15 protein-coding genes and 1 pseudogene are annotated in these 12,562 nt (G+C 30.6%); all 16 read left to right on the top strand.

The window, feature by feature from the left end; genetic code table 11:
- Window position 1 precedes the first annotated feature (1 nt).
- Window positions 2-1,801, top strand: coding sequence for an ATP-binding protein (locus N4A57_RS08595; RefSeq protein WP_293657558.1), 1,800 nt, complete (start codon window positions 2-4; stop codon window positions 1,799-1,801).
- A 225-nt stretch (window positions 1,802-2,026) separates the two neighbouring features.
- Window positions 2,027-2,548: a hypothetical protein gene (locus tag N4A57_RS08590; protein WP_293657557.1), complete on the top strand. Its 522-nt coding sequence runs from the start codon at window positions 2,027-2,029 to the stop codon at window positions 2,546-2,548.
- A 31-nt stretch (window positions 2,549-2,579) separates the two neighbouring features.
- Window positions 2,580-4,043 (top strand): hypothetical protein, encoded by a 1,464-nt coding sequence (locus N4A57_RS08585; RefSeq protein WP_293657555.1) that lies wholly within the window; start codon window positions 2,580-2,582, stop codon window positions 4,041-4,043.
- An 18-nt stretch (window positions 4,044-4,061) separates the two neighbouring features.
- Window positions 4,062-4,871, top strand: a complete 810-nt coding sequence (yycI, locus tag N4A57_RS08580; protein WP_293657589.1) for a two-component system regulatory protein YycI — start codon at window positions 4,062-4,064, stop codon at window positions 4,869-4,871.
- A gap of 285 nt (window positions 4,872-5,156) precedes the next feature.
- Window positions 5,157-5,816, top strand: coding sequence for a hypothetical protein (locus N4A57_RS08575; RefSeq protein WP_293657553.1), 660 nt, complete (start codon window positions 5,157-5,159; stop codon window positions 5,814-5,816).
- Window positions 5,817-5,930: 114 nt separating this feature from the next.
- Complete coding sequence (locus tag N4A57_RS08570) at window positions 5,931-7,187, top strand: UDP-N-acetylglucosamine 1-carboxyvinyltransferase (RefSeq protein WP_293657551.1); 1,257 nt, start codon at window positions 5,931-5,933, stop codon at window positions 7,185-7,187.
- A gap of 78 nt (window positions 7,188-7,265) precedes the next feature.
- Window positions 7,266-8,078 (top strand): MBL fold metallo-hydrolase, encoded by an 813-nt coding sequence (locus N4A57_RS08565; protein WP_293657549.1) that lies wholly within the window; start codon window positions 7,266-7,268, stop codon window positions 8,076-8,078.
- A 15-nt stretch (window positions 8,079-8,093) separates the two neighbouring features.
- Window positions 8,094-9,302 carry a serine protease HtrA gene (gene htrA, locus N4A57_RS08560; protein ID WP_293657548.1) on the top strand — a complete coding sequence of 403 codons (1,209 nt, stop codon included), beginning with the start codon at window positions 8,094-8,096 and terminating at the stop codon, window positions 9,300-9,302.
- A 34-nt stretch (window positions 9,303-9,336) separates the two neighbouring features.
- Entirely contained in the window at window positions 9,337-9,504 is a 168-nt protein-coding gene (locus N4A57_RS08555; protein WP_293657588.1) for a CxxH/CxxC protein, read from the top strand.
- Between the two features lie 280 nt (window positions 9,505-9,784).
- Window positions 9,785-10,264 carry a 23S rRNA (pseudouridine(1915)-N(3))-methyltransferase RlmH gene (gene rlmH, locus N4A57_RS08550; RefSeq protein WP_293657547.1) on the top strand — a complete coding sequence of 160 codons (480 nt, stop codon included), beginning with the start codon at window positions 9,785-9,787 and terminating at the stop codon, window positions 10,262-10,264.
- 144 nt (window positions 10,265-10,408) lie between these two features.
- Complete coding sequence (locus tag N4A57_RS08545) at window positions 10,409-10,633, top strand: DUF3791 domain-containing protein (RefSeq protein ID WP_293657546.1); 225 nt, start codon at window positions 10,409-10,411, stop codon at window positions 10,631-10,633.
- Entirely contained in the window at window positions 10,630-11,109 is a 480-nt protein-coding gene (locus N4A57_RS08540; protein WP_293657545.1) for a DUF3990 domain-containing protein, read from the top strand. Before N4A57_RS08545 ends, N4A57_RS08540 begins: the two co-directional genes overlap by 4 nt.
- Complete coding sequence (locus tag N4A57_RS08535) at window positions 11,110-11,343, top strand: hypothetical protein (RefSeq protein WP_293657543.1); 234 nt, start codon at window positions 11,110-11,112, stop codon at window positions 11,341-11,343.
- 255 nt (window positions 11,344-11,598) lie between these two features.
- Complete coding sequence (locus N4A57_RS08530; RefSeq protein ID WP_293657542.1) at window positions 11,599-11,778, top strand: DUF1016 N-terminal domain-containing protein; 180 nt, start codon at window positions 11,599-11,601, stop codon at window positions 11,776-11,778.
- Window positions 11,779-12,174: 396 nt separating this feature from the next.
- Window positions 12,175-12,333, top strand: coding sequence for a hypothetical protein (locus N4A57_RS08525; RefSeq protein WP_293657541.1), 159 nt, complete (start codon window positions 12,175-12,177; stop codon window positions 12,331-12,333).
- A 15-nt stretch (window positions 12,334-12,348) separates the two neighbouring features.
- Window positions 12,349-12,562, top strand: a pseudogene (locus N4A57_RS18655) (DUF1016 N-terminal domain-containing protein); the annotation flags it as partial.

The raw sequence follows: 12,562 nt of genomic DNA, 5'->3' as shown, positions 1-12,562 counted from the left end.
GATGTTTAAAAGTATAAGGTGGAAGTTTATAACCATATATTTTCTCCCTGTATATATTGCAATGCTTATAGTAAGTGTTTTTATAATACAGCAGTTTCAAGAATATCAACTTAATATGGTAAGTGAAAATTTAAATAACTTAGGAAGACAGGAAGGTCTTATAAAAACCATAGCAAGGTTTGAAGATTTAAACGAGTATGAAGAAGATATTCAAAGAAACATAGATCAATGGCCAACGGGCCTTAAAGAAGAAGTATTCATAGTAAATATGGACTTTAAGATAATAGCTAGAAGTAAAAATAGTGGAACAAATAAGGATGCCATAGACATTCTTGACTACACCCTTCTTACTGAAGCTAGAAATGGGAAAACTGACCAAAAGGATATATATATAGAATCAAGGAACATTGTAACTAAAAATATGGCATTTCCTATACAACTAAAAGGAGGCCAGCCCAAGGGTATTTTATATATAAGGGCTGACCTTTCTGATGTATATAAGGGGTTAGAGAAAGCTAAGATAATATTAATACAAGGGACCATATTAGCCCTATTTATTACGGTTATACTAGGATTTTTAATAGGAAGAAGTATAACAGAGCCTATCATAGATGTAACTAAAAAAGCATCCAAAATGGCTAGGGGTGATTTTAATCAGGTAGTTGAGGTAAAGTCCGATGATGAGATTGGACAATTAGCAGAAATGTTTAACTATGTAAGGGCTAAACTTAATGTTACCTTATCTCAAATATCTTCTGAGAAAAGTAAACTAGAGACCATATTAAGCTATATGGCTGATGGACTTATAGCAGTAAATAATTATGATGAAATAATACATGCAAACCCTACGGCTATGGAAATGTTAGGTCTTAAGGAAGAAGATATAAAAAATAAATCCTATAATGAAATAATGAATAAGTTAAATGAAAATTTAAGTTTAAAATATATTCAAAAAAATAGAAGGCTTAGTAACTATACAGGGAAAGAAACCCTAAGAATAGGAGATAGTATACTTAGTGCAAGTTATGCTCCTTATATGGACGAAAAGGGCAGAAAAGCTGGCGTAGTTATGGTTCTTCAGGATATAACTAAAAGACAAGAATTAGATAATATGAGAAAAGAATTTGTTGCCAATGTATCCCACGAACTAAAAACACCTTTAACTAGTATAAAAAGTTATACGGAAACCTTATTAGATGGAGCTTTAGAAGAAAAGGATTTGGCCGTAAGTTTTTTACAAGTTGTAAATTCTGAAGCTGATAGAATGAATGGTTTAGTAAGAGATCTACTACAATTATCTAGACTTGATTCTAAGAAGGTATTATGGAATAAGAAAAATAGCAATCTAGTTAAAATAGGTCAAGATGCTGTGAATAAAATGGAGATAACTGCACAGAATAAAAATCAAACCCTATCATTTATTACTAAAAACCAATTTCTATCAGTTTATGTGGATAAAGATAGGATAGAGCAGGTAATAATAAACATAATAAGTAATGCTATTAAATATACTCCTAGTGAAGGACATATACAAGTAAAAGTATATAAGGACAAAAATTATGCTGTAGCTTCGATTAAAGATAACGGAATAGGAATACCTAAAAAAGCTATTCCTAGGCTATTTGAAAGATTTTATAGGGTAGATAAGGCTCGCTCTAGGGAAATGGGTGGAACTGGCCTTGGTTTATCCATAGCTAAACAAATAGTTGTGGCCCATGATGGGGAAATTTTCGTTGAAAGTAAAGAGGGTATGGGAACAGAAGTATTTATTAAGATTCCCATAAATAAGAAAAAAGACTAAAAAGGCCAGGTCAAAGGGGTTTCTAAAATCAATATGAATTTACCCTTTGCCTGAGCCTTTAAATTTCACCTAAATATAGAATAAACTGTGGATAATATTAGATTTTTAAAAAGTTTTCCACAAAAATATGGCCGTGTAACTTTATTTTAAAAGGAGTGTAACACAATTGTAATAATTCTAATATATAATGGGTCATATATGAATTAATAATTAGGAGGCATGTACATGAAAAGGAATATGATAGTGAGCACACTAGTCCTTATCATGCTTGGTACTTCTGGAATAAATGCCTATGGCGTAGATGTAGATAAAAGAAGTATTCCCGCTACTAAAATAGAAGAAGCCCTTAAGATAGATGAACCGATAAAAATAATAAGTCCTAAACAAGATGTAATAGTAAGAGATAGTGTATTAATATCTGTTCAGCTTCAAGATCATGTGTCAGTAGCTTTGAGTGTGTATAAGGAAGTCAATACAGAAGAGGGAGAAAAAGAATTCTCCATAATAGTAGGGCCAGAGGAAATAGAACAGGGTGAATCTCTGAAGTTTTATAGTAAAGAATTAAAGGATTTGTCCCAGGGAGACTATAAAATTGTTTTTAATGTGAAGGACCAAGATGGAGAAAAACAAGAGGATGTAGTAAAATATTTTACAATAAAGAGTGAAAAGGAAGAGATAATAAAAACAATAGAAGAAATTCCTAAAACAGATATGACGTCCGTATTAGAAGACGTTATAAATAAGTAGATAAAAGATACATATAAGGGATGGACTGGGAATGAGAAAACGAAATAAAGAAAGATTGAAATCTGTTATTTTAGTAGGTTTATTCATACTTAGTATAGGATTAAATACCCATGTGGGACTTAACTTTTCTGATAATAATTTAGTAAGTACAACAGAGAAGGACACTCCACAAGAACTGGATATGGCCAATGAGGTAAAAGAAAATTTAGTAAATATAATAAGCCCCCAGAGATATATTGTAAGCTTTGGGGGTGGTTTGCATACTATAATTTATTATGATAGCCATGATATATGGAAGACCCTAGCCAAGAGTATTAGGAATAGTTATAAAGAAGAAAATGTATCAAAAATAGACTATGAAACATGGAAAAAAGCTAAGGATCACAAATCTGTAGAGCTAGAGTTTGACTATATATTTCCAGTTAAGGATTTAGGAGATATATTAAAAATAGATTCTAAGGGAAAAGTAATAGAATCTTTAAATAGGATTCTCATATCTCAATTGGATAAAAGGGTATATGTGGCAGATACCTTAAATGGTGAATATTATGTCATAAGTAATATACTAAATATTGATCATATACTAAAGGAAATAGACAGCATAGAAAAATCCGACTATAAAATATATTACAATATGGCAGACATATATGGTGTTAAGAATAATAATTTAATGCCGGAAGCCTTTCCTAATGTGCAAAAGATAAAGGTAGAAAAGGAAATAATGCCTACAAATGAAAGGCAAGCAGAGGCCTATGCGGAAACTTTCTTTGGAAATAATTTAGACTTTATTAGAAAGATAAAAGAGACTAGTGGAACTATTGTGTATATGTATGGTTATGGTGAGAGGGTACTTAGGATAGAAGACACTGGTAGAGTAGAATATATAGAAGAGATAGATCCTCAATTATCTAATGAAAAAACTAGCTTAAATGAAGCCTTTAAAGTAGCCATAAACTTTATTTCTACCCATGGAAATTCCGACGCAAATAAAATTTATTTAAGAGACATAAAAGATATTGTTGAACAAGACAAGGGTGGATATAGTTTTTTCTTTGGATACAAGTTAAATAATTTACCATTATATGCTAAAAGTGAAGAGCTAAATAGGAAGGTAGTAGATCCTATTGAAGTAAGGGTTGTTGGAAGGCAAGTCGTTTCATACAAGAGAATAGTAAAAAATGAAAAGAATGTTATAAAGTTTTTAGAAGAGGATATGACCCCCATGCTAAAGGCTAGACATGTTATAGATTTAAATTTTGAAACTATTAGAAGTGACTATATTAACCATATTCAAGAGAAGGTAAAAATGGGAAGAACTATAAACTTAAAGGATGTTTCAAAGAACATACTTGAAGAGATAGAGAACGTGGAAATTGCATACTACGATTATGAGAAAAAGTATAAAAATGAATTAAGTCCCATTTGGATAATAAAAAATTCAGTAAAAACTTATTATATAGATGCGTATACAGGTGAAATAGTAGGAAGTTTTTAGTTAAAGTTGGTGAAATTAATGGATTGGTCTAAGGCAAAAAATATACTTATAATAGGCTTTATCATAACTAATGTATTCTTAATATACAATATTCAAAAGGATATGTATAATAGAAACAATGTATTAATAGTAGATGATAAAATAATAAATGATACTAAAAGTATATTAAAGGAAAAGGATATAGGTGTAGATACTCAAGTTCCTAAAATTGTCATAGAAATGGCTCCCTTAGATGTGGAGTATGAAACCTATGACGAGGACAAATTAAAGGAGAATTTAGTAGGGGCGAGGGGCCTATTAACTATAGAAAACAACAAGCTACTTAAATACAGGAAAAGCTCTTTAGAAGAAAAGTATTTTTTAGATAGGGAGAGTGCTTTAAAAACAGCAGAAGACTTTGTAAGTAAGATTGGATTTAAAAATAAGGGCGAAGAAATATGGCATACGTCAGAATATAATAATAGATATGAAATATTATATAAGCAAAGTTACAAGGACATGTTTTTAGAAGATAGTTATATGAAGGTTATCGTATCTACTAATGGAGTGGAAGCGTTTGAGAGAATATGGCTAAAGCCCATGGAGAAAGAGAAAAGTAAAAGAGAGATAATGCCAGCTACCAAGGCACTTTTAAAAGTAATGGATGATTTAGAAGAAGTTCCTAGACCTATAATAATAAAGGACATAAGTTTAGGTTACTGGTTTGATAGATCTAAAATAAGCTTTGTTAATGCAGAAAACGTAAAATCAGGAACGGCTTTTCCTGCTTGGAGAATAGTACTAGATAATAAAGAAGTAAAATTTGTAAGTGCATATGATAAATATTAGGTATATGAAAAAAATAAACTAGTCAAGTCTCTGAGGGATTTGGATTATTTTTAAGGCATGGTGAGTGAGCATATTAAACATATGTAAACGACTCCATAACGAAGAAAATAATTCAAATAACCAGTGAAATGACTAGTTTATTTTTTGAATATGCCTCAAGACATGGAGACTAGTCTCTGTGTTTTTTTGTTGAAAAAAATAGAATTTTGCTAACAATAGAAAAATACAAGGTTCTATTGTGGTAAAATAAATATAGTGAATATTCGTTATAAGAGATAAGGAGACGTGGGTGTATACATGTGGGTTGGTGGAAAATATAGTATATTAAAGATGTTTCATACAAATGAAATGCAGGATGTATTTATAGGATGTCACAAAAATAATTCACAATATCTAGTACTTATAAACTATATTAGGGATGAAACCTGTGTAAAATCACTAGAGGCCTTAGATATGAAGGAAATTTCAGATAATATTTTATACTCCAACAAAGAAGAAGACCAAATAGTAATAGTAACTGAGTTTAAAGAAGGATATAAATTAGAAGATTATCTTCATAATAGCCATTTACGACTTAGTACTCGTATGAATATGATACTAGAATACTTAGATAAAATAAGTAAATATGATAGACTAAATGAATTAATAAGAAATTCTTTAATATTGAAATCACAAATATTAGTAAATGATAAGAAGCTAAGCATAAATGAGTTCATATTCATAGATCATAGGGTAGAGTTTAAGGATGTAATAGGGAAAATACAAAATTATATTAGAAAAATTTTGTTCACGGGCCTAAATTTAGAAGAATATGAAGTAAGAACCATAAAGGAAATGGAGAGCTATATTCATAATTTAGGGATTGAATATGAAAAATATCATAGGATACAAGAAATATTTCATGACTTTAAGAAATTTTATCTGTATAAATGGGCATTAAAGTAGCTTATTTATAAATTTACCATGGGTTAATTACTTATCAAATGAGTTCATAAATGATATAATGATATGTAGCCTTAAAATATAAATTGCTTTTATTATTTGAAAGGATTGAAATGGATGGGGAAATTACTTGTAGAAGGTGGACATAGATTAACTGGAAAAGTTAATATAGGAGGATTCAAAAATGCGGCAGTGGCCATAATACCTGCAGCTATATTAGCTGGAGATGTTTGTATTGTGGACAATCTTCCTACAATAGAGGATGTTAACATATTAGGACAAATCTTAAATGACATAGGAGCAAATGTAGCTTACGATAAAGAAAATAAGGAAATGAAAATAGATAGTACTAAATTAGAAGAATGTTATGCGCCTTATGAAATAGCTAAGAAGTTGAGGGCTTCATACTATTTATTAGGAGCTGGTCTTGGAAGATTTAAGAAGGCTAAAGTGGCATTTCCAGGTGGATGTGAGATTGGAAGTAGACCTATTGATCAACATATAAAGGGATTTGAGGCCTTAGGAGCAAAGGTGAATATAAACCATGGCTTCATAGAAGTAGAGGCAGAAGAACTTGTAGGAACTGAAATATACTTAGATGTGGTAAGTGTAGGGGCTACTATTAATATTATGCTTGCAGCTTGTAGAGCCAAGGGAAAAACTATCTTAGAAAATTCAGCAAAGGAGCCCCATGTAGTTGATGTGGCAAACTTTTTAAACTCTATGGGAGCTGATATTAGAGGTGCCGGAACAGATATTATTAAAATAAATGGTGTGGATGAAATGAAAGGAAGCACTTATAGTGTTATTCCAGATCAGATAGAAGCTGGTACATATATGATTATGGCAGCAGCTACAGGTGGAGATGTGATAGTAGATAATGTTATACCTAAGCACTTAGAACCTGTTACGGCAAAACTTAAGGAAATGGGAATACAAGTCTATGAGTATGGAGAGTCCTTAAGGATTGTGGCAGAAAATAAGTTAAAGAAGGCAAACATTAAGACCTTGGTATATCCAGGATTTCCAACGGATCTTCAACAGCCCATGTCTGCATTACTTACAAAGGCAACGGGTACTAGTATAGTAACAGAAACCATATATGAAGGTAGATTTAAGCATATAGATGAGTTAAAGAGAATGGGCGCTAAAGCTAAAGTTGAGGGAAGATTAGCAGTAATCCAAGGGGTTGAAAAATTATCTTCCGCAAAAGTTATGGCTACAGATTTAAGAGCTGGAGCTGCCTTGGTTATAGCTGGTCTTATGGCTGAAGGAACTACAGAAATATCAAATCTTCATTATATAGATAGAGGATATGAATGTATAGAAGATAAGCTTCTTAGTTTAGGAGCTAAAGTTAAAAGATCTGTTTAAGGCATATTTAAAGAAAGAAGACGGTTGGTATCCTATAGCTAGCCGTCTATTTTGGTTTAATAGAGTAGGAGGTACCAGATGGGATTCACTTTTTGTTCATTAGCTAGTGGAAGTAGTGGCAATTGCCAATATATTGCTAGTGAAGATACACATATATTAGTAGATGCAGGTTTATCAGGAAAAAAAATAAAAGAATGTATGGACTCCATAGGAAAAGAAATTGAGAAAATACAAGCTATACTTGTAACCCATGAACATAGTGACCATACTAAGGGTATAGGAATTTTATCTAGAAGATATAATATACCCATATATGCAAATGAAAAAACCTGGAATGAAATAATGGGTAAGATAGGAAAAGTAGATGAAGAAAATATAAAGGTATTTAACACGGGAGAAGAATTTTTAATAAATGATGTGAAAGTAAAACCCTATGAAGTATCCCATGATGCAGCAGATCCTGTGGCATATTCATTTTTTAGAAATGATACAAAGATAACCATAGCTACAGATTTAGGACATGTGTGTGATAATATAAAAAATGAAATAAGGGATAGTGATTTATTACTTTTAGAATCTAACCATGATGTGGAAATGTTGAAAATGGGAAGTTATCCCTGGTTTTTAAAGAAAAGGGTTATGGGAGATCAGGGACATATTTCCAATGAAGTGGCTGGAGAAACCATAGCAGAAATACTAGAATCTAATGGATATATAGGTCATGTTTTACTTGGCCATTTAAGTAGGGAAAATAATTTTCCAGAGTTAGCCTACCAAACGGTGAAAAATATATTAGAAGATAAAAAAATAAAAATAGGGAAAGATATAACTATAGATTTAACTTATCGAGATCGAATTAGTAAAGTATATGAGGTTAAGAAAAAACTATAGGAGTGTGATGGTCATTTGTCTTTTCATCATGAAGATTTCAATAACAATGAAGAAAATAGAATTATAAGGGAAGAAATAGAAAAGGAAATTAGAATTGATCCTATAGGAGAAAAAAAAGAACATAAAGAAAAAAACTTGTCTATAGGGTTTATTTCATTAATAGTTTTAATATCAGCCATAATAGGAGGCATGGCAGTAGCATTTATAATGCCCAATTATGTGATGACAAAATACATGGTAAATACACCATCACCAAAGGTGGAAATTATTCCTAAAGATGAAGAATTAGGAGTAGTATCAGCTGTGGCTAAGAAGGCCATGCCATCAGTAGTTGGTATAACCACCACAACCATAGAAAAGGATTTTTTCTTTGGAGTTAGGAAAGGCCAAGGTGTAGGAACGGGAGTAATAATAGATTCACGGGGATATATACTTACAAATTCTCATGTGGTAAACGATGGTAAAACCGAAGAGGTAAAGGTACTATTTTATGATGGTTCTACTAAGAATGCAGAAGTACTATGGAATGATTTAGTATTAGATTTGGCAGTGGTAAAAGTAAATAAAACAAATTTACCAGTGGCAGATTTGGGGAATTCTGATAAAATTGAAGTAGGGGAAGTGGCCATAGCCATAGGAAATCCCCTAGGACTGGCATTTGAAAGAACTGTAACTGCTGGAATTATAAGTGGTTTAAATAGAAGTATTCCAATAGATGAATTAAATAGTATAGAAGGTCTTATTCAAACGGATGCTTCCATAAATCCAGGAAATAGTGGAGGTCCCCTGTTAAACAGTAAAGGTGAAGTTGTAGGAATAAATACAGCAAAGATTCAATCGGGGGAAGGTCTGGGATTTGCTGTACCTATAAATATAGCTAAACCCATAGTGGATGAATTTATCGAAAAGGGTGAATTTAAAAATGTATACTTAGGATTAAGGGGTATAGATGTGGCTAAATTCACTAGTTTGTACGCAGAAAAGTTACCTGTAGATAAAGGGGTAGTAGTATATCAAGTATTTACTAATTCTCCCGTTGCAATAGCTGGACTTGAGCAAGGAGATATTATAACAAAATTAGATGATACGGATATAGAATCCATGAGACAATTAGTAAGGGTACTTTACAAATACAGACCAAATGATAAAATAAACTTAAGAATATTAAGAAATAATAAACAACTTACCTTAGATGTGGTTTTAAAAGCTACACCTAAGAGATAGTACTAAAGAAAAAAATGCTTTTGGAGTGAAGAAGATGTATGTAGTATGCGAAGAACATTTACCTAGGGCCATTGATGACTTTGTAGAGGTATACGAACAATGTCCAGACATATATAGACTGGATCAAGTTTCATTTACGGACTGGAGTAGTCCACATAATTGTGATTTTTGTAGTGAACCACCTAAATATTTGGTAGTGTAGATTCTAATGGGTAACAGCATGTCTGTTACCTATTTTAATGTGTGGGAAGTAGAGGTAGGTGAGCCTATAAGGGAAACTATTGAAATTTTTTTCCATTGAAGTCCTTGTCACAAGTCAAAGTCTGAATCTTCGTAGATAGGTTCATGAGTCATGTTCAAGTAGCATAGGATGTTGTGACGTTCCTCAATTTCAAAAATTTTCAATAGTTTCCCTTATAGGCAAATTACTATATAAAACAATTTTAAAATCACGAAATTCATAAAGAATAAGGAGTAGAAAAATGAATATAACAGTAATTTCAGTTGGAAAAATAAAAGAGAAATTTTTAAAGGCAGCCATAGATGAATACTCAAAGAGATTAAGTAGATATTGTAAATTAAATATAATAGAAGTTCCCGATGAAAAGACACCAGATAATGCTTCTGAAAAGGAAGAAGAGATTATCAAGGAGAAGGAAGGAGAACTTATTTTAAAAAAGATTAAGGATAGATCCTATGTGATAGCCCTTGATTTAAAGGGAGATCATTTGACTTCAGAACAGTTTGCTAAGAAGTTTAAGGATTTAAGTGTAGGGGGTAAGAGTGATGTGACCTTTATTATTGGAGGATCTTTAGGTATAGGCAAGGAAGTTTTAAAGAGAGCTGATTATAAGTTATGTTTTTCAAAGATGACTTTTCCTCATCAATTGTTTAGGGTTATGTTACTTGAGCAAGTTTATAGGGCGTATAGAATTAATAACGGTGAACCGTACCATAAATAGGAAAAAATATACTTTGCATCATAACTTTACTATAAGCTATAAAAATAAGGTAAAATTGATTATTGTATAGCAATTTTAAAAAAGTTCCTATACAATTCTTATATAGCGTCGTTTAAATTAAATAAAAAAAGGAAGTGACTATTAATGAAAAGTTGTAGTAAAAAACAATTAGAATTTACAGTATTTATTATTAATAAACTTTCTTATTATCTAAATAAACCAGTATATGAAATTTATGAAATATTAATAGAAACAGATGTATTAGATAGTTATATTATAGAATGCTATGATGTTTTACACACTCTTGGGAATGAGTATCTTATGGAAGATATTACAGAAATATTAAAAGAAAGAGGTGTAAAATTATGATAGTTTATCACGGAAGTACGGAAAAAATAGAAAATCCTAAAGTTGAATTTTCTAAAAAATACTTAGATTTTGGTAGAGGCTTTTATATAACCACGTATAAACAACAAGCAGAGAAATGGGCTAAAAGACGTGGAATGAGAAATAAGTTAAAAGCAGTAGTAAATGTGTATGAGTTCCCAGAAAAATTAAATGAATATAATATTATGAATTTTAAAGCGGATGATGAGCTCTGGCTTAATTTTGTTTGCGATTGTAGAAAAGGTAAAGAGATATATAAACAATATGATGCTGTTATAGGAAGTGTCGCTGATGATGATGTTTTTAAAAGTATAGATATGTATTTTAAGGGTATTTGGGATGAAAAGAGAACTTTAAATGAGATTAGATATTATAAAATGAATAATCAAATATGTTTGATAAGTCAAAAGCTAATTGATAATAAATTAAAGTTTATAAAAAGTTATGAGGTGAAATAAATGAGCATCAATCAAAATGACTTAGAAAAATTTTATATACAATCACTTGATAATGATATTATAAAGTATCTTGCAGAGAAAAAAAAGATAGATATTAGAATGGCTATGGATATCTATTATAAAAGTTTATTATGTAAGCAAGTTCATAATGGTCAAAATGGGATTCAATATTTAGATTATAAATATTTAGTAGAAGATTTAATAGAAAATGAAAAGGAGTTATTCAGACACTAGATATGAGAAGCTATTTTCATAAGTCATTATATAACATTTAGGTTGAAGGAAAAGAATCACCAATATGGATTATACTTTGTGCAGAAAAATCTCAAGAAACTGTTGAATTGCTGGAACTAGATAGAAGTGCAATATATGTAGCTCAGTACATTACAGAATTACCTCCTCAAGATATATTACAAGATAAGTTGCTAAAGACCTACTTCTACAGCAGGTCTTTTTGTATATGCGTTAATATTAGATAATGATTTTAATATGATTCGTTTTTATGATGTTATTTCTGATAAAGAAATTTTGCAGACAGTGTCTGCAAAATTGTCATGGTCTCATTTTGTAAAATTAATTTCTATAGAAGATGATATTAAAAGGGAATTCTATATTACTATGGATATAAATGAAAAATGGAGTGTAAGAACTGGATTATCGATATATTAAGAAACAACATCGAGAAGCAGACGAATTAACAGCAATAGCATTAGAGGATAAAATGGATAAACATAAATAAAACAGCAAAGAGTTTTTGGGTTATAAAATGTACCCTATAGGGTAGACTTTTTTTAAATCGTCTACTCTATAGGGTACATTATAATTTACTATTTTGAGAATGTAGTTTTAATTACCATAATAGTAACAGATATAATAATTTAATAAGGATAAAATAATGTATTTGGTTAATAACGGTGAACCGTATCATAAATAGGAAAAAATATACTTTCTATCACAACTTTACTATAACCTACAAAAATAAGGTGAAATTGATTATTGTATAGCAATTTCTTTAAAAGTGCTATACAATTTTCATATAGATTTGTTTGGGGGAGTTGATTGAAAGTGGAATATAAAAAGGATATAAGTTTTAAAAATGATAATTTATATGATAACATCAAGACTACTTTAAGCAGAGCAAGAGAAAAAGTATCTAAAGCAGTTAATTTTGCAATTGTTGATGCATATTGGAATATCGGAAGAATGATTGTTGAGGAAGAATAAAATGGGGAACAACGAGCTGGTTATGGAGAACATATAATAAAATATTTATCAAAAAAGTTAACAGAAGATTTTGGAAAAGGATTTTCGGCAACTAATTTAAAATATATGCGAAAATTTTATAAATCTTTTCCAATAAGTCAGACACTGTCTGACCAATTGAGTTGGAGTCATTATTTACTTTTATCTAAAATTGATGAAGTAGAAAAGCGAAAATTTTATTTTGAAGAAG

Origin of the sequence: Anaeromicrobium sp. (assembly GCF_025210435.1) — a bacterium.
GTDB lineage: Bacteria > Bacillota > Clostridia > Peptostreptococcales > Thermotaleaceae > Anaeromicrobium.
Note: the sequence above shows the minus strand (reverse complement) of the source record. Positions and strands in the feature narration are given on the sequence as shown.